The sequence below is a fragment of the Chryseobacterium camelliae genome (assembly GCF_002770595.1).
In the GTDB taxonomy this organism is placed as follows: domain Bacteria; phylum Bacteroidota; class Bacteroidia; order Flavobacteriales; family Weeksellaceae; genus Chryseobacterium; species Chryseobacterium camelliae.
The window spans coordinates 1,563,522-1,587,675 of record NZ_CP022986.1; the positions used below are offsets into that span (position 1 = coordinate 1,563,522).

The 24,154-nt window shown below is 38.7% G+C and carries 23 protein-coding genes and 1 pseudogene; 6 read left to right on the forward strand and 18 right to left on the reverse strand.

What is annotated here, in order from left to right; genetic code table 11:
* Positions 1-33 precede the first annotated feature (33 nt).
* From CGB83_RS07170 to CGB83_RS07185, 4 genes are read left to right on the forward strand one after another with little or no spacing between them, the layout of a single operon-like run.
* Positions 34-456 carry a hypothetical protein gene (locus CGB83_RS07170; RefSeq protein WP_100075198.1) on the forward strand — a complete coding sequence of 141 codons (423 nt, stop codon included), beginning with the start codon at positions 34-36 and terminating at the stop codon, positions 454-456.
* Positions 453-3,107 carry a SusC/RagA family TonB-linked outer membrane protein gene (locus CGB83_RS07175; protein WP_236847233.1) on the forward strand — a complete coding sequence of 885 codons (2,655 nt, stop codon included), beginning with the start codon at positions 453-455 and terminating at the stop codon, positions 3,105-3,107. Before CGB83_RS07170 ends, CGB83_RS07175 begins: the two co-directional genes overlap by 4 nt.
* 11 nt (positions 3,108-3,118) lie before the next feature.
* Positions 3,119-4,492 (forward strand): RagB/SusD family nutrient uptake outer membrane protein, encoded by a 1,374-nt coding sequence (locus CGB83_RS07180; RefSeq protein WP_100075200.1) that lies wholly within the window; start codon positions 3,119-3,121, stop codon positions 4,490-4,492.
* 2 nt (positions 4,493-4,494) lie between these two features.
* Entirely contained in the window at positions 4,495-6,975 is a 2,481-nt protein-coding gene (locus CGB83_RS07185) for an alpha/beta hydrolase family protein (RefSeq protein ID WP_100075201.1), read from the forward strand.
* Between the two features lie 27 nt (positions 6,976-7,002).
* On the opposite strand, the gene CGB83_RS07190 is transcribed toward CGB83_RS07185, so the two are convergent.
* The 16 genes and pseudogenes from CGB83_RS07190 to CGB83_RS07265 all read right to left on the reverse strand — a co-directional run bounded on the left by CGB83_RS07190 (position 7,003) and on the right by CGB83_RS07265 (position 21,027).
* The gene (locus CGB83_RS07190; RefSeq protein ID WP_100075202.1) at positions 7,003-7,257 is read right to left on the reverse strand and encodes a hypothetical protein; all 255 of its coding nucleotides are present in this window, start codon (positions 7,255-7,257) and stop codon (positions 7,003-7,005) included.
* Between the two features lie 31 nt (positions 7,258-7,288).
* The gene (locus CGB83_RS07195; protein WP_100077528.1) at positions 7,289-8,803 is read right to left on the reverse strand and encodes a MauE/DoxX family redox-associated membrane protein; all 1,515 of its coding nucleotides are present in this window, start codon (positions 8,801-8,803) and stop codon (positions 7,289-7,291) included.
* Positions 8,804-8,939: 136 nt separating this feature from the next.
* The gene (locus CGB83_RS07200) at positions 8,940-9,698 is read right to left on the reverse strand and encodes a helix-turn-helix domain-containing protein (RefSeq protein ID WP_100075203.1); all 759 of its coding nucleotides are present in this window, start codon (positions 9,696-9,698) and stop codon (positions 8,940-8,942) included.
* A gap of 280 nt (positions 9,699-9,978) precedes the next feature.
* On the reverse strand, positions 9,979-10,455 hold the full coding sequence (locus CGB83_RS07205) for a DUF3872 domain-containing protein (protein WP_100075204.1): 477 nt from the start codon (positions 10,453-10,455) through the stop codon (positions 9,979-9,981).
* Positions 10,456-10,470: 15 nt separating this feature from the next.
* Positions 10,471-11,028, reverse strand: coding sequence for a conjugal transfer protein TraO (locus CGB83_RS07210; protein WP_100075205.1), 558 nt, complete (start codon positions 11,026-11,028; stop codon positions 10,471-10,473).
* An 11-nt stretch (positions 11,029-11,039) separates the two neighbouring features.
* Positions 11,040-11,924: a conjugative transposon protein TraN gene (gene traN, locus CGB83_RS07215; protein WP_100075206.1), complete on the reverse strand. Its 885-nt coding sequence runs from the start codon at positions 11,922-11,924 to the stop codon at positions 11,040-11,042.
* A gap of 24 nt (positions 11,925-11,948) precedes the next feature.
* Positions 11,949-13,286: a conjugative transposon protein TraM gene (gene traM / locus CGB83_RS07220; RefSeq protein WP_100075207.1), complete on the reverse strand. Its 1,338-nt coding sequence runs from the start codon at positions 13,284-13,286 to the stop codon at positions 11,949-11,951.
* Entirely contained in the window at positions 13,267-13,548 is a 282-nt protein-coding gene (locus CGB83_RS07225) for a nitrogen regulatory IIA protein (RefSeq protein WP_100075208.1), read from the reverse strand. The genes traM and CGB83_RS07225 overlap by 20 nt, the downstream gene beginning before the upstream one ends.
* 55 nt (positions 13,549-13,603) lie before the next feature.
* Entirely contained in the window at positions 13,604-14,227 is a 624-nt protein-coding gene (gene traK / locus CGB83_RS07230) for a conjugative transposon protein TraK (RefSeq protein WP_100075209.1), read from the reverse strand.
* Positions 14,228-14,229: 2 nt separating this feature from the next.
* Positions 14,230-15,255, reverse strand: coding sequence for a conjugative transposon protein TraJ (gene traJ / locus CGB83_RS07235; protein WP_100075210.1), 1,026 nt, complete (start codon positions 15,253-15,255; stop codon positions 14,230-14,232).
* A gap of 15 nt (positions 15,256-15,270) precedes the next feature.
* Positions 15,271-15,903 (reverse strand): DUF4141 domain-containing protein, encoded by a 633-nt coding sequence (locus CGB83_RS07240; protein ID WP_100075211.1) that lies wholly within the window; start codon positions 15,901-15,903, stop codon positions 15,271-15,273.
* Between the two features lie 21 nt (positions 15,904-15,924).
* Positions 15,925-18,499: pseudogene (locus tag CGB83_RS07245) on the reverse strand (TraG family conjugative transposon ATPase).
* The gene (locus CGB83_RS07250; RefSeq protein ID WP_100075212.1) at positions 18,496-18,864 is read right to left on the reverse strand and encodes a DUF4133 domain-containing protein; all 369 of its coding nucleotides are present in this window, start codon (positions 18,862-18,864) and stop codon (positions 18,496-18,498) included. The pseudogene CGB83_RS07245 and the gene CGB83_RS07250 overlap by 4 nt, the downstream one beginning before the upstream one ends.
* A 1-nt stretch (position 18,865) precedes the next feature.
* Positions 18,866-19,705 (reverse strand): DNA adenine methylase, encoded by an 840-nt coding sequence (locus CGB83_RS07255; protein ID WP_100075213.1) that lies wholly within the window; start codon positions 19,703-19,705, stop codon positions 18,866-18,868.
* A 26-nt stretch (positions 19,706-19,731) separates the two neighbouring features.
* Positions 19,732-20,040 (reverse strand): DUF4134 domain-containing protein, encoded by a 309-nt coding sequence (locus CGB83_RS07260; RefSeq protein ID WP_002981486.1) that lies wholly within the window; start codon positions 20,038-20,040, stop codon positions 19,732-19,734.
* 189 nt (positions 20,041-20,229) lie between these two features.
* Positions 20,230-21,027 (reverse strand): hypothetical protein, encoded by a 798-nt coding sequence (locus tag CGB83_RS07265; RefSeq protein WP_100075214.1) that lies wholly within the window; start codon positions 21,025-21,027, stop codon positions 20,230-20,232.
* 428 nt (positions 21,028-21,455) lie between these two features.
* On the opposite strand from CGB83_RS07265, the gene CGB83_RS07270 reads away from it, so the two are divergent.
* Complete coding sequence (locus tag CGB83_RS07270; protein ID WP_100075215.1) at positions 21,456-22,178, forward strand: hypothetical protein; 723 nt, start codon at positions 21,456-21,458, stop codon at positions 22,176-22,178.
* Between the two features lie 31 nt (positions 22,179-22,209).
* Complete coding sequence (locus CGB83_RS07275) at positions 22,210-22,980, forward strand: hypothetical protein (RefSeq protein WP_100075216.1); 771 nt, start codon at positions 22,210-22,212, stop codon at positions 22,978-22,980.
* Between the two features lie 102 nt (positions 22,981-23,082).
* Here CGB83_RS07275 and CGB83_RS07280 read toward each other — a convergent pair whose 3' ends face one another.
* Positions 23,083-23,484, reverse strand: a complete 402-nt coding sequence (locus tag CGB83_RS07280; RefSeq protein ID WP_100075217.1) for a hypothetical protein — start codon at positions 23,482-23,484, stop codon at positions 23,083-23,085.
* A gap of 63 nt (positions 23,485-23,547) precedes the next feature.
* Positions 23,548-24,153 carry a hypothetical protein gene (locus CGB83_RS07285; RefSeq protein ID WP_100075218.1) on the reverse strand — a complete coding sequence of 202 codons (606 nt, stop codon included), beginning with the start codon at positions 24,151-24,153 and terminating at the stop codon, positions 23,548-23,550.
* Position 24,154 lies beyond the last annotated feature (1 nt).

The window sequence follows — 24,154 nt, forward strand, 5'->3', positions numbered from 1 at the left end:
AGATTACTAATTATAAATACTAATGCAAAAATAATGAAAAAACTTTGCAGAGCAGTACTATTGATTCTCGTCTTATCAATAGGCTGCCAAGGGCTGTATGCCCAAGAAAAACTCTCCACAAAGAGGGTAAATTTTGAAACTGGAAAAACTACTGCATCAGAAGCTGTAGGGAAATTTCTATCAGAAAATGTAAAAGATAAGATTTACTCAAACGATGATCTTAAAGATTATTCAGTTCAGCCAACTAAATGTAAAAATGAACTGGTACTGGACTGTCTCAATAAAGTTTTGAAGGACGTTCCCGTCGAAACTTTTATCGACAATAATAGCATTATCATCAGGCCGAAAAAAATAAATCAACCTCGGCAATTATCGAAAACTCATCCCCTACACTTGCTAAAGCAGATACCACAACCACAGTCTATAATACAAAAGTTATTGATGAAGTTATCCTGAACGCCGGATACTATAAGGTCAGCAAAAAAGAACAAACCGGAAGTATTGCTAAAGTTAGCGTTAAAGAAATCGAAAACCAGCCTATATCAAATGTGCTGGCAGCAGCACAGGGACGTATGGCCGGGGTCAGCATTGTGCAGAGCAGTGGTGTTCCTGGCAGTGGCTTTCAAGTCCAGATTAGAGGTAAAAACTCGTTAAGAAGTGATGGCAACAATCCGCTGTATATTGTCGACGGCGTTCCAATAGGTAATGAAGTGAAAACGTTTGGATTTACATCTGCCATATTGCCTATGTCAAGTATTAGCCCTTTAAATAGTATCAATCCGAATGATATCGAAAGTATTGAGGTGCTAAAAGATGCGGATGCGACCGCAATCTACGGTTCCCGCGGTGCAAATGGGGTCATTCTCGTCACAACGAAAAAGGGTAAATCGGGCAGGCTAAGCGTGTCATTAAACTCATCATACGCACTCACTAACGTAATGTCGAGATTGAAAATGATGAATACTGAACAATATCTCAGTATGCGGAGGCAGGCATTTTTCAATACTGGAATCAGCACATATCCAGCAAATGCTTATGACGTTAATGGTACATGGAAAACGGACAGGTACACTGACTGGTCTAAAAGTTTAATAGGAAATACAGCAACCGCATCCAATACCCAACTACAATTAACAGGTGGTAGTGAAACAACATCATTTCTTCTAAGCTTGGGGCATAATGAACAGTCCACTGTTTTTGGCAATGATTTTAAATATACCACAAATAGTGTCACTACTAATATTGCACACCGGTCAAAAGACAAAAAGCTGAATCTTGCGGTTTCAAATATGTTCAGCATTCAAAAAAACAATGTTATAAATTCGGACATCACCCGAAGTGCATTTTCTCTGTCTCCAAATGCACCTGCCCTTTACAATGATGATGGCACACTGAATTGGGAGAATAATACCTGGAGCAATCCCGTTGCAGCTTACAATGCTACATACTCGAACCAAAACATCCAGTATCTGACAAATCTTAACCTCGCATATGATCTGTTTAAAAATATCACACTAAAACTAGGTGGAGGGGTTAATTATCAAGCTTTTGAGGAATGGAATATCAGTCCAAATACTATCTATAATCCTGCGTATGTAACCGGACAGTCAAGTGCCTATTCAAAGGCTTCCAAAAACAATCAGAATAGACTATCTTATATCCTGGAACCACAGATTAACTGGAAATTCAGCCATGAAAAACATGCCCTTGATATTTTGGTAGGAGGTACATTTCAAAATGAAAATAACTCCTATGGCTCAATGAGCGGTACAGGCTTTGAAAGTAATGCACTAATCCACAATATATCCGCAGCAAAAACAAAAACGATCGAAGATCAATACAACACGCAATACAGATATGTCGCATTTTTTGGAAGAGTAAACTACCAACTTGATAAAAAATATATCCTGAATATCACCGGTAGGCGTGACGGATCAAGCCGTTTTGGACCAAATAAGAAATTTGCAAATTTTGGCGCGGTAGGTGCAGCATGGCTATTTTCCGAGGAGAATTTTCTGAAAAATTCGAGTTGGCTCAGTTTTGGAAAATTACGTGGAAGTTTTGGAACAACAGGTAGCGACAATATTGGTGATTATGGGTATCTGGATACCTATACCGTCTCTTCATCCATTTACGATGGTGTAACAGGTCTGCTCCCTTCCCGCCTGTTCAATCCCGATTTCAGTTGGGAAAAAACCAAGAAACTTGAAGCTGCAATCGAAGTGGGATTATTCAGGAATAAAGTAAATATTAATACCGCCTGGTACCGCAACCGTTCATCCAATCAATTAGTCGGCTACCAGCTACCGACAATGACTGGCTTTTCCTCTGTACTTGCGAACTTGGATGCCACGGTGCAGAATACTGGATGGGAATTTGAATTGAATGCCAGACCATTTTCCAAGGGAAAATTCCAATGGGAAACATCATTTAACATAACTTTTCCCAAAAATAAACTAATTTCTTTTCCGGGACTAGAGGGCTCAACATATAGTAATACCTATGTTATTGGCCAACCTACCTCAATTGTTAAGTTATTTAATCTTGAAGGAATCGACCCTAAAACCGGAACTTATATTTTCACAGACTACAATGGAGACGGCAAAATCTCTTCTGCGGACGACGCCAAAATAGTTGAAAACATCGGAGTAAATTTCTTTGGCGGTTTAAGCAGCAGCTTACATTATGAGAATTGGGATTTCTCTTTCTTATTTCAGTTTGTAAAACAGAAAAGTAGAAATTACAACTACATCATCCCTTCTCCGGGGATAATGAACAATCTTCCAGTCGAAGCGTTGGATGTCTGGTCGCCAGAGAATCCAGCTGGCTTTTATCAGCCATATAAGGCCAATGCATCGCCTAACCATTCAATATTCCAGAATAGTACGGCATCTGTAGCAGACGGGTCCTTTATCAGGCTAAAAAATGTAGAATTGGCTTACAATATCCCTTTAAAAAACACATCATTCAGAAGTATAAGGATATACTTTCAAGGCCAAAATCTCATCACGTGGACAAAGTATTTTGGCATTGATCCGGAATTCACAACTATTGGCTACCTCCCGCCTTTACGCACATTCTCATTTGGTTTAAAATTAAATCTTTAAAATATCTCAAAATGAAAACACACATATTTATATATACAATACTGGCGATTTTACTACTACAGGTTAGTTTATCATGTGAAAAAATGCTGGAAGTAGACGTGCCCGAAAACCAGATTCCTACTGAATCCGTTTTTGAGACCGTGCAGACAGCTAATGCTGCACTTGCTGAATTATACGCTGGATTATGGAACAGTTCACCGCTCGCTGGGAACCAAACAGGTAGATTACTGGGAAGCTATACGGACGACCTTACCTATTATGGAACAAATTCTACGACGGGACTTTACGATATTTTTCAAAATCAGCAGATTGATAGCAATGCTGCAATAAGTACATACTGGGCCTCAGCATACAGATTGGTGTATGTATCAAACGCCATATTGGAAGGAACAGAAAAATCTACAACAATTCCTGCCACTGAAAAGCAACGAATCAAAGGTGAAGCACTATTGGTAAGATCAATACTGTTCTTCTACCTACAACAAATTTTTGGCGATATTCCCTATCCTACTTCAACAGATTATCAGATAAATCAATCCTTGTCAAAAATCCAATCATCAGAAGTGCTGACCCAATTGGAAAATGATCTCAACACCAGCATATCATTACTTACTGATGCTTACAGAAGTACAGAAAGGATCATTCCTAACCGTAAGGTTGCCCAGCTGATGCTTGCAAAAATCTATATGCTACAATCCAAATGGAATAATGCTGAAACTTTATTGCGAACTATAACTCAAAGCTCCCTTTATCAACCTGAAAATGATCTCAGCAAGGTTTTTACAAAAAGTGGATCACATATTCTGTGGCAATTAAAACCAAAAAACAATGGCGATGCAACCCAGGAAGTAACTGCCTATTATTTTACAGGGGCAGCCCCTTCCAATTATGCGTTATCCCAGAACTTGGTAAACATCTTCACTGCTGGCGACCAGCGTAAAAATCAGTGGATGGCAACTGTTACTGTAGGACAAAATACATGGTACAGGGCCGCAAAATATAAGGCACTTACAAATAATACTTCGGAATTTTCAGTTGTATTTAGATTAGAGGAGGTGTATCTCCTTTTAGCTGAAACGCTTGCCCAACAAGATAAAATAGCTGACGCACTTCCTTACCTGAATGTAACACGACAACGCGCAACATTGGCAGCACTTGTGATGCCGATTTCAAAACAGAGCTTACTTGATGAAATCCTATTAGAAAATAGAAAAGAATTCTTTACCGAAATGGGGCATCGATTCCTCGACCTTAAAAGGATGAATAGACTAAATGACCTTCTACCCATTAAAACAAATTGGAAAAGTTACCATAGCTTTTGGCCTTTGCCGCAAAAAGAGTTATTGCTAAATCCTAATCTGAACCCACAAAATACCGGATACTGATTATGAAAAAGATATTAATTTTTCTATTAATCCTTCTAAATATTATAGGAAACGGCCAATCTAAGGTTACTTATGATACTTTACAGCAATGGATATCAAGATATCACACCATAAATAACCTTACCTATTCGCCCGATACAAACTTTGTGGCAATGCGAAAAATATATTCGACCAACAGCGATACCGCTGTAGTATTGGAAGCCAACAGAACAAATAACCAGCTGGCAACCATACTTAAAATGCCAAATAATATGTTCTTAAAAAACAGCAGTTTATTCTCCTACGGAAATGGAATAGCACAGCATAGCAATTTACATAAGAAATCAACGGTTAAATATGAAAATGTGAGATTTGCAGATATCCTTTTTGAACTAAATCAGTACCTCATTATGGATAAAAGTGGAACATTAAAACTGTATGGTTCAGCGAATGAATTATTGCAATCAGTGGCAAATAGCCAAATGTTTACAACAGACAAAAAAAATTTATTATTTCTGAATTTTAAAGAAGGAACAATAAATAAAGTAGCACGCATAGATAGTGATAAAAAAGTAATTTTGTTTGAAACCCAAAAGGAAATTACGCAAATGTTGCTCCCTCCTTCTGGCAAGGATCTCATTCTCTGCATAACAGATCCGAAGACCCGTAAATTGCAGCTGGTATTTATTGATACGCAATATGGAAAACTAACAATATTATCAGGTATTGAGCCACAAAAAGCTGACTTCGTTGAAGTATCTTCGGTTAAAGATGGTAAGGCATATTTTATTACCTTCGCAAGTCGACGAAAACCATCTAAGGAGAATTTTTTAGATATATGGTACGGGAGAGATAATAATCTAGGCGCTAAACAGGCAGGATCAACAGACTACCTTTATTATCTATGGAGCAAGGATACAAACAGGACATATCAGTTACCCAACACTTATCCAATCTACAGTAACATTGACAGTGAGAGGTATGTTTTGGCTTTTAATCCATTGGAGGAATTTAAGAATCTAACATTGCATCCATTCCTTAATCTGAAACTATATGATACATTAAGGGGAACTTTTACCGAAATTTTTCATCAGGTTACAAAGGACATCGTACATTCCTCTGACGGCCGTTTTATTATCGCACTCAACCCAAAAGATCAAAAATGGGACCTCTATGAAGTAGAAATTGACAGACACATAATTATTGATAATCAAAGTTTACAGAATCCTACGTTTTCCGAGGATTTTAAAAACATCCTATTTGAAAGTTCCAATGACGTCTATATTTTTGACATAAAAAGCCAAACACTATTCCCAGCTGGAATTTCAAAAGAACAAGAGGCTAGAATTTTAAATGCTGAGCGAAGAACCACGAATCCTGTGTTTGGGTTTAAAATGAATATGTTTAGCAGTAAGCGTCCACTTTTGATTAGAACAGTAAATAAAATTTCAAATAGCAGTACTTACAGTTCTTTTTACAAAGCCAAAATAAAAACTGTCATTCCTACAACAAAAAATCGGATTAAGGATATTAAGTACGACCAAGATTTGAAGAATTTAGTAACAATCGAAGAGAACTACAATATGGCACCTAAGATATTTTCTTCGAAAGCTGGAAGCAAAAAGAAAATCGAAATTTTTACTACTAAGGATAAGACTGGACAAACTCTAAAACAGGAAATTATACAATATAAAAATTCTCTTGGAATACCTTTGAAGGGTGTCCTTTACTATCCCACAGGATATGATCAAAGTAAAAAATACCCAATGGTGGTTTACATTTATCAAATTAAAAGCACGCTATCCAATTTTTATTCCCTTCCAGCAAATGAACCTACAGGCGTAAATAGACGTACCCTTTTGGAACATGGTTATTTTGTGTATGAACCGGATATCGTCTTTGATGGTGGAGGACCTGGTCTTGCGGCATTGGACTGTATAAATAGCGCACTCGATGCCTTATCCACATACACTGCCATTAATAAAAATAAAATTGGACTAACTGGCCATTCCCTGGGCGGATATGAAACCAATTTTATTGCCACGCACTCCGACCGATTCGCCGCTTTTATTGCAGGTGCAGGATATAGTGATATAACTTCCCGCTATTTTTCCTATGATTATCATGAACAAAAGCCTAATCACACCAGATTTGAGACCGGACAGTATGAAATGAACAAACCTTTTTCGGAGGATAAACAACTTTATCTAAAAAACAGTCCAATAAATTACGTGGAAATGGTTAAAGCGCCTGTTCTGATCTGGAACGGTGTTAAAGACGATATTGTACCTGCTGAACAGGCTATGGAATTCTTTATGGGACTAAAGCGGAACAATCTTCCTACAATCGCACTATTCTATCAACAGCGAGAACATGATCTGGGATGGAATACCAAAGAAAGTATGGATATGAACAGAAGATCACTTGAATGGTGGGATTATTTTCTAAAAAATAAAACCAATATTCCTTGGATCGAAAAAGAAATTAAAAGGGATGCTACATAGCATCCCTTTCACATTTAAAGCCAACGTCTAAGGTAAGATTTCGTGCAGAACCTTTCCACATTCTGTTGGACTGATAAATCTTTGCAATTCCACAGAATTATCAGCAGACCAGGTACAAACAGGATTGGTTTCCTCTTCACCACACATTTGTTCGGTCTCAATACACAGCCCTTGGCTTTCATCAAAGCGATAAGCTGTTTCGTTAAATTTTGCCATGTTTCCGGCAACTGCTGCTCCGGCACCCATTGCTACAATGAGTGCAGGCAATAATAATTTTTTCATCTCAATTTGTTTATAATTTCTCTGCCTACTCTTAGTGGAGGTTTTCGGCTTCCCCTCTTACGTAATTTTTTTTGATAATATCGCGAATGCGGTACCTTACCACTTCGTCTCCACGTAGAACATACATATATTTCTCAGTTATCAAAAAATCATGCATTTTCATTTCCTTTTTATTATATATGTAAAAGCTTCCAATGTATTCCTGTCGGTCGGTTCTATACATATCTATCACCTTCGCGGCTTTCCAAGCTTCCCTCGATTCAAGCTTACCCATGAGATCAGATTGGTTAAAGAGTACTCCACCGAATGCAACACTCTGACGGTTTACCTTCAATGGGGGTGCGTTCATTTTGTGTCTACCGTCAGCAAGTTTTGTTATTTTGATCTGGGCAATACGTGTTGTATCAATAGTATTGAACGTATTCTTTAACCTAAACCAATTATCCATAATTAGGTACTCATTTCTATAGAGGTAGGTGTAAATCAAGTTGTTTTGAGACTTGTCATAAGTTATGTTTCCATCTACATCGAACACACCATCTATCTGCTTTTTTAAAAGCTCTGGAAATAACTTTATCTTTGGGTCTGAATTTAGATCAAGGAGTGCCAGTGTAAATTGTTTCGTCGCGCTGCTCTGTGTTCTCAGCGCAAACCGTGCTGAATCTAAAACAATAAGCTGATTAAAATAGGCATCTTGAAAACTTAAAGTTTTAGCGTGTGGATTTCCTAATCTACCACGGTAAATTATTGGTATAGTACCGTCATAAAAATAGTAAAATCCATTATTGACCTGCAACCTCAAATTAGAAAATTTATGGTTCATATTGTCTGGCTCGATCTTCATTAACTGCATGCTATTGAGTGCTGTATCTGCGGTCTTCAAAATCTGCGGAAAGATCCTATTTCCAAGATAGATATGTTCATCATCATAACCAGCAAAATAATAGTCCGGTCTGTCCAGGTCAAGAATCTTTTTTTCTTCAATAACTGGATGAACCAGGAAGCGTCTTGTGAAATTATTTTCCTTTTTCACAATGTGCTCTGACCCTAGAAATAATAAAATCACAATTCCGCAGCTCAGCACAGTTGTAATAGTCGTAAAAGCTAAAGTTGTGCGGATTTTAAAACCGCTGTTCCTACTGAGCGCCACGATTGCACCAAAAGACAATAAAACAAAGCAAATATTGAATATAAGATGTTCTTTCCAACCCAATTTTTCCAGTATACCTCCACAACTACAGGGTATGAAATCACTATAATTCAATATGAGGTAGATGTAAATAGTGAAAGCGGCCATTAATGCCAGTGATGCATATAATGCTAGAAGCCTGCTTATGGGTAAACATAACGCAATTGCTACCAGAAATTCAATTATCAGGATCAGGTATGATATAATTCCCGCGTAAGCACTTAATAAAGGAGACTGAGCAAGTTGTACCTGGAAGTTTGCAAAGTCCAACAGCTTACTGGCAGCAGCATATATAAAAAGCAATGCAAGAAGAATGCCTACCGCCTGTACAAAATACTTTTTTATAAAGCTTATCATAATCACTGGCATTGATTATGACAAATTTCGGTCTTGTGCTAAAAATAAATATTGACAATATCAACAATTATATACCAATATGCAATAAAATTATACCAATATGCAACAAAAGTATGTACAATAATAACTGAAGGAATTATAAATTAGCTAATCGAGGAATTGTTGTCAGACCGACACCATGACGCGTAAAAGCTTTATACATATTCTGATAATCTAAAAATCTGTTTTTAAATGCTACTTCCTTTAAGCTCATGGGCGTAAATATTATATCGCCTACAGCGTCCAGCATCTTTCCCTTTAACCAAAAACTGTAGAAAGAATCACCAAAGCAAATTTTACAGTCACGTTGAAAATGATTATAATTATAACCTTGGTTTTCAATAAATTCCTTTAAAGTTTGGCTATTATTGGGATTATAGGATTTCACTATCTCCTTAACATAAATAACATTTTGAGGGGTGTTTTTAATTTCTTCTTTAGGCAAATTGAGATCAACTATATGCAAAAAGCCCCTCTTTACACTCTCTGCCTGGCATAAACCTACTACCAAATGCATATTACTTTTATCCGTATAACGCACTTGAACCGGAAATACATCATTAAATGCAGGCCTAGTCTGGTTAAGATTACTTACCACCTCTTTAATCGACCGATCATAACCATTATCTTCCGCAAAGCTATAATAACCGAAATGATCTTTAGTAAACGCATTTTCTGGTATGAATTCAAGGTTTTTTAAAAAAGAAAAATAAAAATCAGTAACGACTTTAAAATGCTTAGATATTACATGCAGATCAGAAAAAAGGACTGCGGACTTCACAAAATTTAGTTTACAAAAAACAGATAGATTTTGCTCAGCTAAAGCATCCAATAGTGAGACGATGTAGAAATTCATTGTATCTTATTTTGTTATCTTAAAAGACCGATGTCAGCGTCAGCAATAAAATAAGTTTCCGTATAGTGTAATTTATGGTCTATCGTATGGTCAATTTAATATTTTTGCCCTAATAATGAAATAATAATGTACAAATCACATTTAATGTGCCCGAACTTAATCGCCAAACTACTAATTGTAACAAGAAAGGACAGCCTAATGGCTGTCCTAACAAGCATGCTTCCACTCTGGTAGTGTATGGTTTCTGCTTTACAAATATCAAAAAATATATGAAAACAATTTATCTAACTGGCCCAATAATGATCGGACCTAGCTTTTTGTTATTGAATTGAAAAGAAATTTGCTTTTCATTACCAAAACTATCAACTATCCACACGTCAAATTGTTGTGAAACTAAAGATTCTGATGTATAATACAGGCGAAATTCTTTTTCCGCCAATGGATACAAATCGTTTGGCAAGTAAGGTTTATATCCTGCATAATTTAAACTACCTTGCCCATCATTTTGAAAATATCTTAGCCTATACGTATTACCAGTATAGTTTCCAGAGGAAATTATGGAAAAGCGTATTTCCACACTTTCACCAATCCCGATCTCCTTTGGAACAGGCATGACTTTCACCTCAAAAGGAAAGACCTCCTGCACATCCAAAACCTCTTTCTCACAACCGGAAAGTAATGTAATACCAAGAATGGCAATAAAGCCTAGAAAAGCCGAACCTATCGACATTTTCATCGTATTAAATATATATTTCATTTTATTCTCTGATTTTTAAAAGTTAAAACGTAAGCCTATACCTGTCGATGGTCTAAACCGCTCAAGATCGGTTCCCCATAAAACCCTTATACGACCTTGCAGCATAAATACGATTCGGTCTGAAAGATACGTCTCGAGCGACAATCGGCCGCCCGTCCCAAAAACAAATCCATTATTGTTTTTTAGAAGGCCGCCATCAAAAAGGACGCTGTCGCCCCTATTGACAGATTCATAGCCTGCAACTGCTGTTACACCTCCGTTTAGCGTAATAACTTTCCTTGCATCCGATAGAAGCTTCTTACTATACCCTATCTCTCCCAGAAAGTCCTCCAAAGGAATTTCCCAATATTTGTAATCTATGGTCTTTCGTTGATATTCCAGTCCCCAGATCCAGTAGTTGCCATGTTTTGCAAAACTGTTGAGTGTCAGATTTAAATAGAAATTTTTGCCTATCCTTTCTGTATTTACAAATCCCGTATTAATTTCCAAAGATTTCTGTTTATACACCATTCTCTGAGCATGTAATTTGATGCTCAAAATGGCCAGTACCAAAAAGATGATATATTTTTTCATAATTCGCTGCTTTATTGATTGACCTTAATTTTCATTTCAGATACGGGCTTAGCGGCAACCAGATCTGAATTTTCAATTTCCAGAACCTGGTTCCTTGCTCCGTTCCTTTCAAAAATTTCAATCCGGAGGACCTGTTCATCGGTGATTGTGAACTGATCCAGAAGTATGACGTTTCCAGCGATCGAATTATCTGAGATTACATCAAGACCGGGATATTGCCTTAAAGGGACTAATTGTTTTTCCTGAGAAACCGTTCTTTTTGCAATCTGCTTATCCACTATTTTGTAGGTGCAGAAATCAACGACAAACGGAACATTTGATCTGTTCTTCATTTCAAAATGAAAATAAAACTTTCCATTGTGGACATAGATTCCCTTAAGAATTGACTGAATCCCGTAAGATCTAGCAGCGATATGCCGTACATATCTTTTATTTTGCTGATAGATGGTTTTCAGTACAACTTCTGTTAAAGATGGTGGATTAAAGCCGAGCTCTTCAAACTGAACGTTTCTTCCTTCCTCACGCTCAACATCAGTTTTCATTTTCTTTAGATCATAACTCAACGTATAAGGATCAGCATTATAAATAACATTAAAGCTATAAAATTGCCCATCCTCTGTGATGACGCTAAAATTGGTTTCCTCAGCAAAGTCCTTAACCGCGGCCTTTATACGTAGGACATTCTGCGCATCCTCAGCTTTCTCCGCAATCAGATAATTCGATCCCAGGTCTGTGTACCTGATCGCTACCGGAAAAATTAGGTGGCAGGTTTTATTATAGGTAACTTCGAGCCTATAAGGTTCGACCCTTCCCGCTTCAAGTGACTGCTGTCCAAAAGTCTTGATGAACAGCCCCACAAAAAGCAGGATCATAAGTATATTTTTAATTGTCATCATAGTATGATTATTATAGTTATTACTTTATTTTTTGGTCACCAGCAGTACTTGATGCCCTGATCGCACTGTTACCTTGACAGCTCTTAATTTTTTTGAAAAAAAACCTGAAACGCCCTGTATCAGTCCCCTGCTCAGGTCACTTGCAACCTGCTGTCCCGCCGAACGCGACATCGAAATATTCATTCCGGAACTCTGGCTCATGTTAGCCGCTATTTCTCCTGCGGCATTGATCTCATCTGTTCGTGGGACAAGTAATCCAAGCTGACCGTCCGTGCCGTAAACAAGGATTTCAACCGGAATTATATTTCCGGATACTTCAACTGCGCTGATCTTTAGCTGCAACCTGTTTCCCTGAAATTTGGTATCGGCAACGAGTTCTGTTCCTTTGGGAACATGATGTCCGCCAATGGTTGCATTTTCGGATAACCTCAACTTTAGTGATCCATCGCCTGATATTGTTTTTGTTTCCATCACCATTGCATGTATACTGTTGCCGACAATATCGCTTTGGGTAACCTGTCCGGGCGTTATAAACGCCATGTTACGCTCACTGGTCCCATTTAAAATCTCCGATGCGTCCTCTTCCCGATAGAGGGCTGAAACCACACTCTTTTTGACCGCCTTCAAACTTTCGGTTTTCCCTTTTTTGCCTGTTAAAGCAGTTGTTTTAACTGCAGTTGAATCCATATTCTGACCAACATTGACCGTAGGGCTTACGGGGTCCGTATTTGCTGACGGAAGATAGCGCGAAGCCATTTCGTATGATTTTTCCATTAAAGCGAGCTGATCCTTATAGGTAGGTGCCTGCGGGACATCTTTTTCTGAAAGCCTATCTTTGAGTTCATCTACCTGTTTGCGCAGCGCCAATTTCTCACGGTCATCATCCCTGTAAAAAGAGCCCAGAGTTTGCTGAGCATTCTGATAACTGCTCAACGAACTATTCTGTGCACCGGCGATCCCATATTCCCCGGAGCTGCCTGCAATAATCTTCGAAACTGGAGCTTCAGTGTTAACCGATGTGTCTGCAACACTCCAATAATCTGACAAAGACATCAGGGAATTACGCTTTGCGGCTTCCCTTTCTTCAACCATCTCTTTTTCATATGCTTTTTGTTTATCGGCCTGCAGTCCTTTATCCGTTGCCTCAGGAACGGCATTTTTTAAACCTTTGTCTTTATTTTCCCCACCACTATTTTTAGGCTTAAATATTAAGTAAAGACAAGCGATAAAAACGATGGCCATCAGGCCAAAGATGATGGGCTTTTTAAGCTTGTCACTTTTTTCTAGGGAAATGCTTTCCGAATTTTCTGTGGAATCTTCATCCACAATTAAACTGATCCTCTTATTCTCTTTCTCTTCCATTGTCTATAGTTTTGGGATTTCTAATAGAATCTTTCAAAGAAGATTCATTATGAATTACTGCGGGCACCTCGATATGGCTTACATCGATTTTATCCCCTTTTCCCAGATCATAAAATACCTTGACCAATACGCCTACGCCCATAAGTAGGTAGAATGCGAATAGATAAAGTACATATCTGATCTGTTTGCGCACGGGTAAATTCCGCCATCTCAGATCGAGCTTCTCAAGCTCATGATCAATTGTTGTTCTAATATTTTTCATTTTCTAAATTTTGAACAATAACGCCTCCCCCTTTTATGGAGAGAACTAATTTTCTCTACCGCTCTATCACTTCCTCATCTTTATTGGAAAGGACTGAGAATTTTAAAATCTGGAAGCCCTGTGGATTGGTATCAGATCGCACACTGTTAAGCAGATTACACGAAGTGACAAGACTTCTTCGGGTAAGATTACTCGATCGTATGATGAACTGTTTAGCATAGGTAGTTACAGAATATGGGTACGAATTAAAATCACAGATCACACTGTCTACTTCTACACGTTGCTGCACATTTCCTGATATGATCCGATTGTAATAACCTTTTTCGGACAGATCACGATAGTAATCAAAGGCACTTTTGTCAGCAAGATCAAAAGCTCGTTTCATATTACTTTCAATGGCAGCCTTATCAGGGGCCAGCGTAAAGAATAGCTCATGAAATCTTCTGACGTGCTCACGGGCTTCAACAGGTCGATTTATTGTCGCATCCTGAGAAAGTGCCAACATGAGTGACTTTCCATTGTCCAATACGTAAATCTTTTCACGTTGCAATGCAGCGAAAGAATAAGACTTCCAAACCACAAATGCTGTTATACTCAGGCACAATACAGCAAAGACAATTGCGTAAAGCCTAATCTGTTTAAAACTATTTTCAATGTTTCTTAGCGTTCTGAATTCCATAATCAATTGCTTTTTTGTCCTTTTGCATTACTTTTATTATCCAGCAGCTGACCTCCAATATTTCCCACTGCTGCTCCAGCCGCAGCTGCACCAACATTTCCTGTGCGCATGGCCGCCTGACTTACGTTACGGGTAAAGTTTCCGGCACCGCCAGCCTGAATAATCCAACTGGTAACAGTTGGAATGGTAAAGTATCCAACAATTCCTATGATCATAAAAATCAGGTAAACACTATTCTCGGGATCTGGAACAAATGAGGGATCACTTAATAGTTCTATATCCCGCTGTACACTCATCGCGTTTATTTTCGCAAGCATGGCACTGAAAAGATCGGCCACAGGAAGCCACAGATAAACACTTATGTATCTGCTGAGCCACTGGGTAAGAGTGCTCTGAAATCCATCCCAGACAGATATGGCAAATGCGATCGGCCCCAGTATCGAAAGAACGATTAAAAAGAAAGTCCGGATCGTATCAACCACCAGCGCCGCAGCCTGAAAAAGCAGTTCTAGGATTTCCCTTAATTCTTTTTTGATTTCCTGCTTGATATTGTAGACTGCCTGATCCCTGTACATACTGACCATCGTTGCGATATCATCAAATGACCATCCCAGATCATCAAGCTTTTTGTCAAACTCCTCGTCTGATACCAAATAAGCTGTTGCAGGATTCCGTAGCATCGCTTCCTTTTCCAGTACATCTTTTTGCTGTTGCAAGGTATTGAGATCCAGTACCTGCCCTTCCAACATTGAATGAGTTCCCTTAACAATTGGACTAAGTACTCCGTTAATTGTCCCTAGTACGATTGTAGGGAAAAACATAATGCACATGCCTATCGCAAATGGTCTTAACAGTGGAAAAACATCAATTGGCTCTGCCCTACTTAATGCCTGCCAAACCTTTAGCGCCACATAGAATAGTGCGCCCAGACCCGCCACGCCTTTTGCTACAACAGCCATCGTTTCAGAAAGGGGCATCATTTCATCATAGAGACCTCTTAGGATCTCATGTAAGTTGTTAAATTCCATAACTGTGAGAATTTGTTACCAATATTTTTGATTAGCTGTGCCATATAAGTCCATGACGCGCTTCGTGTCATTCTGCTTTTTAGCTCGTAGGATGCTCACAGAGATATTTTTATTGGTGTAATATCTTACAAGGCTATGGTATTCTTTAACCTCTTTATACACTCGGTCAATAATCTCCATACGCTCCTTATCATTCAATGATAAGCTGCTTGAACTAACAATCTGCTTAAGTTCTTTCAGCAGTTCAGTACTCTCGTTAAGCAACGCGGAATAACCGTTTCCTATCGCTACCAGCTCGGCAGTAGAAAAATTCTTATCATTCAGCATTTTTCCAAAATTGTTGACGTACAAGTTGCTTACATCCCCGACCAGTAAAACGGTCTGCTGAACTTTTCTTGCATCTTTAACCAGGTTATTGACTGCCTTCAGCTTGTCGTAGTATTCTTTTCCCTGTTCATAAACTTTCTTAACTTCATTGAAGTTCTTGACCACATTGCTTACTGTACTTGAGGTTTGTACTATTTCATTGGCGGAGTTCAATATTCCTGAAGCCAGGTTGCTTGGATCAGTAACTACCCATTGTGCATTTGCCTTTTGTGTGATGACAAGTGATAATGACATCAGCACGGTCATTAATAAATTTTTCATTCTTTAAAATTTTAGGATTATTTAGTTTTTTGAATTGTCTGTGGCCGAAAGCCCTTTGATTTTCCGAAGCGAAATCTTTTTGATGGCTGCTTCCACATCGCCGCCCATTTCGTGGGCTAGATCCATCACTTCCATTTTCTCCGATTCCTCCGTGGTGTATGCCAGATACTCCTGCTCGCTCACTTCTGTCGCGTAGACCGCCGAATGCGTTCCTCCAAGTCCGATCCATACTTCCTTATATTGCGCTTTGGATCATTGTCCTGATTGATCGAAAGTATCTGCGATTTTTCGCGTTCCGTAAGTCCGAGCATTTTTTGGATATCGTCAAATTTGTTGGCGTATTTACGCTGGTCGAGTAAGATCTTGCAGTCACTGTTGTTGATGATTGTTTCCTTGACTATCGGAGACTGTATGATATCATCCACTTCCTGAGTCACCACGATAGCTTCACCAAAAAATTTCCTGACGGTCTTAAATAAATACTTTATGTATTCAGCCATTCCTTCTTTCGCTATGGCCTTCCACGCCTCCTCTATAAGTATCATTTTACGGATTCCTTTTAACCGCCGCATCTTATTGATAAAGACCTCCATGATGATGATCGTAACCACCGGAAACAGGATTTTGTGATCTTTGATCGCATCAATTTCAAAAACAATAAATCGCTTATTAAGCAAATCAAGCTCTTTTTCTGAGTTTAGTAAGTAGGCGTATTCACCGCCTTTGTAATATGGTTCCAGCACATTTAAAAAGTTCGCCAGATCAAAATCCTTCTCCCGTACTTCCTTGTCCAAAAGAACCTGTTTGTAGTCGCCTTTCACATATTCGTAGAATCCGTTAAAACAGGGTATTTCATTATTGTTTTTAATTCTTTCGATGTATCCTGCGACTGCATTGGACAATGCCACTTCCTCACTACGTTTAGGAGCTTCGTCGTCCCTTTTCCACAAGGTCAGGATCAAGGTCTTGATACTTTCCCTTTTCTCAATATCAAAGACATTATCTTCGGTAAAGAAGGGATTGAACGAGATCGGGTTTTCTTCCGTGTAAGTAAAATAAACCCCGTCCTTTCCTTTTGTCTTACCTTTGATCAGCTCACAGAGCCCCTGATAGGAATTACCTGTATCCACTAACAGTACATGGGTTCCCTGTTCATAATATTGTCTCACCATATGATTGGTGAAAAATGATTTTCCACTTCCATTTTTTGGGTGGGCTGGCGGGCTACTCAATTAAGAATAGCCCGCCAACCCCCAGATGGCCCTAAGATGAAACGGTTTCTATTCGTGATAATCCCCTTTTTCATGGGAAGATCACTGATATCCAAATGCACCGGTTTCCCAGTCAGCCTGTCCGCAAGCTTGATCCCAAAAGGAGAAAGTGAATTCTGATAGTTGGTCTCCTGCGTAAAAAAACACAATGCCGGTTCGATGAAAGTGTAAAAGGATTCTTCGGCTGGAAAATCACCGGCATTGCCCGGAATTCCCGCCCAATATAGAGTGGCTGCATCTACGGTATTATGGCGGGGCTTACATTCCATAAGAGCAAGTGCACTTCCGACATCATTTTTCAGGTTACGCAGATCATTTCGGTCTTCACTCCACGCAAATACATTATAATGGGCCCTGATCGATGGTGAACCGTGGGAGTGTGCTTCATTCAGATAACGTTCTATCCATTCTTTATTGATCTGGTTCGCCCGACTATAACGTGCCAATGAGTGCATATTTCTGGCGGACTTCTCAAATTTTTTGAGGTTCTCAGAACTATTATCGATGAACAGGTACTGGTTATAGATATGGTCGCAACTTAGCATCAGTCCCACAGGACTGGCAAAAGACAACATACAGTCACTGCGATCCGTGGAAAGCCTATCATAGCGATTGCAGTCAGAAACAGCTCCCGGAAGATCGTCTGTACTGGATAAGGTATGAAGTACCATCCTCTTACTTCCTATCCTAAGTTCCTCTGCTCCCAGAGCCATATCCTGCAGAACTGGGTTGGCATCACGTGACAGTGTAAAATACTGTTCAAGGATTCCGGTTTTCCCTTCGCTCCCCAATATTTCAGCTTCACTCAGCTGATCCATTGTTATATGACCACTGTCATTGATGATACGCTGGAACTGGCTTACCGATTCCAGAAAACGCCGCATTCCTTCCTTATCCCTTATTTCTTTTGGAACAAGATTGCCCCTGCACAAACTGCTAAAATTGCTCTGGGACTGCATCCTTGCTTTTGTGGTCTTTGTCAGGAAAATATAACAGTAGTGATTAAGAAACGGTCGCTCATTAAAATGCAGCTGGAAAGAACGCGACAAAAAACTATGTTCAATTCTTTCAAGATCCGGCTGGTAGTTTTCCTTTAGATACCAGTCCTGTTTGTGCAGGATACTATAATCCGGCAAAGTCTTGATCGCTTTACTCCATGAGGAATGAATGGATTCGTACACATCCGTGCCCACCGTAAAAATTTCCGGTAGCCTTACACGGAAACACACCGTAAGGTCTCCTTCTTTCGATATAATACAATCGTTCTCAATTGCAAGGAGGGGAAAACGGCTTTCTAACGTAGTTGTTTTAGAGATATTTCTCATGATAGCCTTGAAGATTTAGTGTTAAAATTTTGAATTTTCTCACCTTTTGCAACTGGGTATTTAAGGTAAGATTGCACGGGTTGACGGGTGATGATATATCGTGGATGCTTTCTTTTTGCACCTAATTTCATCAGTCCATGTTCACCGTATTTGTTGTTCAGGGTGAAAGTTTTCCAGATGATCAGGGAAGCAGAAATAAATCCTATCGAAAGGCATATATACATATTTACGTCTGCCATGTACAGCACCATGACAAGGATAAGTACCAGTAATAACCCTCCGGCAAATCCAAAAAGGTATTGGGCTTTCAAACCTTTAAATTCAACTGTACAGCCGATGCCTTTATTTATGTTCCAGGTTTTCATTTCAGTATGATTTAAAGTTTATGGTTCCCTGCACTAAACCCAGGTCATAGTTGGCGGTAAGCACTTCAATCTTTTTCTTTGGTATTTTGCCTGAATGTTTATCGACTAGTACCTCTTTCTGCATTTTGACCGTGTGCCAGTCAAGATCCTTGCTGAATTTGTTTAGGATATCACTTGGATAGCTACTCAAAAGAAACTTTCCCTTCGCATTGGATAGACATATTAGTAGAGATTCAAAATCATGTTTGCTGTACCCATCGTAATGACCGCAGTCACTGTTAAAGTAAGGCGGATCAAAATAATGAAAAGCCTTTTCGTGATCACGTGAATTGATGATCCTAATGGCATCCGTATTTTCGATCTGAACATTCTGAAGTCGTATAGCATAATCCTCACAGAACGATACTCGCTTATTGCTCAATCTTCTGGTAGAAGTCTGATCCCGAACATCATAACCCCATGAATCACCAATCTTCGCGCTAAAAGACTGATTGCATAATACCCAGACCGCCCAGGCGCGTTGTAATCTGTCAAAGAGATGGGGACTGTTATAGATCACGAGCGCATCGCTATGAAGAGATCTACTGTGAAGCGTTATACGGATCATTTTCTCCAGTTCAACAAACTGATTTTTAACCATCTCGTAAAAATTGATCAGTTCACGGTTGTAATCGTTGATCACCTCAACCTCAGATCTCGGTTTCGACCAGAAAATTGCGCCTCCCCCCACAAACGGCTCTACGTAGGTATAATGTGGTGGAATAAGCGGAATAATGATCCTGGCCAGCTGTTGCTTTCCACCATAATAGGTCAATGGGGTAACCATCTTATTTTTTGCCATAATTGAAAAAAATTAATAGGGTTAGCCTAAAGGAAAAATGATCGCAAAATGGTCGCAGCAACAATCAGGAATATACAGGCGCCGAACCAGCTCGCCGCTGTCTTTGAAGTGTCAGGGTCACCCGAACTAAATTTGTTGTACACTTTAACACCTCCGATCAGTCCGACCACAGCACCAATAGCATAGATCAGCTTTGTTGCCGGATCAAAGTAGCTTGTAACCATCTGCGTTGCCTCCTGAATACCTGCAGCGCCATTTCCCTGCGCAAAAGCCCCATTGCTGATAAGCGAAATAAACAGCAACGCTAGCAGAATTTTTTGTCTTGATTTTTTCATGTTTCATTACATTTTAAGTTTGTAATACCCGCCTTTGCGGGCTTGGAAACAAAGGTGTTCGAGATTAGATCAAATTTGGAGGCAGGTGGTATCAGACGTACTAAGTTTGCCGTTGATGTCCTAATCGGCTTTGCAAAAACACAAAAAAACCGCCAGATTGGAAAAGTCTGGCGGTTGTACTATTATCTGCTACAATTTCCGTCCCTTCTTATTTTCTTTATTTTCATATTTTTTTTTTACTTCATCCTTGATGGGTTGTTTGAGTTTATTTTCAGAAATAATTTGATCGATTCCTGACTTATTCCACGGGATCACATCGGCCTTAAAGTCAAGCCGAAGACCCGTTTCTTTTAAGCCTTCTATTTCCCCCCACCCCCATTTTCGATTCCACCCTACGGGATCAAGGGTCTTCACAAATGGTATTTCAACAAATAATAGGTCTTTTGGATATTCTACAACTTTATCCCATTCGATCTTCCCTATTTCATGTGTTTGAGGGTCATAAGGAAATGCATAGGTATTTTTTTCGTCAACATACCAGTCCTCCAGCTCATCAAAACTTATCCCCATCGTCGAAAAATCATCTTTAGGCCGTAAAAGATCTATCCGGGCATCTGCATAAAAGATATGGCCACCAATTTCAATTGTTGGCAGCTCACCATTTTTAATGCGTCTTGTTAATGCTTCCTGATCGACCATAAGCTCAAAATCGCTCAGTAAAAGGATTTCCTCAACAGCTTTATTGTATTTCTCTGCCATCTGCTCTGGGGCCAGTGTAACAAATTGCGGAGGAATTATAGTTAAATCCTGTCTACTTATCTTGTCGAAATGATCAAAGCGGTATCCTGCTTCCCCCAGATCGATCATATCCTCCAATTTGTAGCGGTTTTCTGGATTAGCCCTTTCTCGAAATTCGAATTTCTCCACATCAACGATAAACTCAATTCCGTAATCTGGATCTGTATAGATCGGTAGTTCTTTTTCCATAACTCAGCATTTTATTATTTTTTATTAATGTAATTGCTGAGCTAAAGTCTGCCGTAGAGGTAACTATTTTGTGAATTGGAGAACATCTAGGTACCATTTTTCCTGAATATTCCTATCTAATTCCAAAATTTCAAAATTTTGGCAGCATCCCTTTCTTGGGATTCTCTTTGAAACAGAAATTTTTATTCCTATATATAATTTAATAAAAGCCTAAAACGCCATTTTAAGATTGAATTATCTTTTATAAAAATGAGCGATACTACACTATGTGCGATCTGCTTTACGCAGGCCTTTTTTCGTAAGAAAACAAATCAAAATGCAATTATGTTAAAAACCAATCCTTACTGGTCAATATCCGACCATATTTAGCGCTTACCAGTTATTAATTTTGATACAACATAGATCGTTACTTAACCTTTATTCAGATTATGAATTTGACAGCACCTTTTTTAAATGCCACCTTTAAGGGTATTTTAGTCATTGTTAGCTTAGTATTGTTCCTTTGTAACGGCCAGGTTTTTTGTCAAGCTAAGGTTGGTGACCAAGGTAGTGGTAAAATGGTCCTTAAGTGGTATCTCTCGCATGTCGACCATCAAGACAAAATGGAACTTTATTATAAGTTCACGTACTACATTAAAGGTAATTTAGTTTTAAGACAAGAACTAAAAAATGATAGCAGCTTAATTGAAAAGAACAAATCTGACGATCGATACTTGACTATAACTAAGTTTACACCCACTTATCTTATCAATCTCTCGAAAGAGCTAGTACGATACAATAGTGAAGCAGATTCTAACAAAATAGAAGAAGTTGCTTTGGCTAATTACGAACCCGAGCTGTTTTATAAATGTGCAGTAGCACCTCCAAAAATAACACACCTTGATACATTAGGTAATCAAACTATAACAGTAGCAGGTCAGCGGTGTATAATAGGTAAAGCACATATTCTAAATTCTGATTTTGAATTTGCATATACCAAATCACGACTAAATGTTAAATCCCCTTTAAATCTATTTGTTCCTAATTTTCCTTATCAAATCCTTTGGATTAAAATTCCTCTTGACAATAATCCACAGGGCATACAGACCTTCGTAATTGAAAGTACTTCCGAAACAATACCTGAAAATATTAAAAATTCAATAACCTGGTAATCGATCATTATTTAACTTAAAATATATTATTATGAAAACAAAAAATCTGGTATTGACAGCAATGTCATTATCCCTCCTCCTTGCGTGTAAAAAGCAAGAAACAATCACAACGGAAGTTGATTACAAAAGGAAGCTAGAGCAAGAATTTAACTTAACTTCTACGACTTCTTCTGTTAAAATGTCTAATAAAGAAAGTAAGCCAGTTCATAATTTTGCAACTTACGAGGAGCAATATAAGTATCTAAAAGAATTGGTCAAGAATACTGTCATTTATGATACTGTAATTATCTATCCATCAAGCAAAATTAACTCTAAATCGAGTTCAACCGATGGGCTTAAATTGGTTGGAAAAAATAATAAAGCTTTCGAAGCCGGCGATAAGGGAGTTGAGCAAAACTTTTATACGCGCTATATCTCAAAATCAGCAAAATCTTCTGTTACTAATACCTTTACACTTTCATACTCAGTTTCAACAACTGCGAACTGGCCTTGGAAAAGGGAAACACCAAGTTCGCCACCAGCGTATCTTGGATACTGCTACCTTTCAGACACCAATGCTTACGGCCCGTATGTAACATATGCCGGCTTTATGCAATTGACCAACTACAATGTAGTCCTTAGCGCAAACGGTGGGGGTGGCTCAGCTAATGGCACCGCACAGCTGTACGCGACCACCGGGGGTTTTACAAATTCTGTATCTGTAGGCTTACAGGGTACTTTCACATTAGTTTCACCGGCAACACCGCAAAGCCCGCTAATGATCTATTATACCTTTACAGCAACGGAACCTACATTACCTTAATGGTGATTGAAACCTAGCTTTTGTTTAATAGCAATGTTAATCCACTTCTTTATTTTAAAGAAGTGGATTAATGTTAAATAATGTCTATTTATTTGGGGTTCCTCAGATTCTCCTACCCTTTTTCCCTGATTTAATTGGTGACTTCGCCTCTTTATTTTCCATTCTTTTGTAAGCGACCTCAGATAAAATCTGGTCCACAATTTCTTTTATCGGCTGGGGAACAGAAACTGACCTATCTTTCACTATGTCTTTTTTATTGGTCACTTCTGATAGCCAATCAATATAACTTCTGGCATCAGCCATATTAATAGGTTCCATTTTCCTGTAGCCTACATTTTTAGAATCATCAAGTCCTATATAAAAACCATGATCGGGAAAATCAAGCTTATCATAAACGATGATAATATTATCCATTGATTTTTGTGAAACATTATTTTTATGACTGGCTATTATCCGGCCTTTGTATTCTTCGATCACATAATCGGGATCATTCTTTGCTATCATGTCTGTTTACTTTAGTAATTATTGATACTTAATGCTTCCAACTAGTATTGAACGAATACATTATCAGATAAAATCTACGATGTCGAAATCGTCTAGTGCATTAGGGTTGTCTTTTGGAATGACACTTTTCTCTTCCGATATTGATTTATCCAAAAGCTTTGCAATTTTTTGGGATGCGCCATCGATAGAATCCCGCATCATATTAAAAAACTCAGTCCCCTCAATTTTTTGAATAATCCCAGCGGTTTCTCTTTCCTGAACTGTATCAAGACTGTCCTGTTGCAACAACTTTCCAACTTTCGTCAGCTCCTCTACAGAAACCGCCTGAACAAAACGATCATCATCTGGTGGGACATCATTATCATCATCTTGCTCTATAACATCACTGGATTTAATGTCATCATTATTTTTATTCTTGATAGCGTCGGTATCTTCCTGTCCTGCTTTAGTGGCGATCAATTTTTCTACCAACTTTTTCCGATTGGCCAACCACGCAGGCATCGTTTCTTTCTCAGCAATTACGACCTTTCCTATGACATCTGGTAAAGTCTTCTCTTCGACCTGCTGACCCTTACGTTCGGCTCCCCCAATTTTCACTTTCTCAACCAGCAGTAGTATAATCACCACTATCAGACAGATCAGTATTGCAATCTCTATTAAATTGTCCATG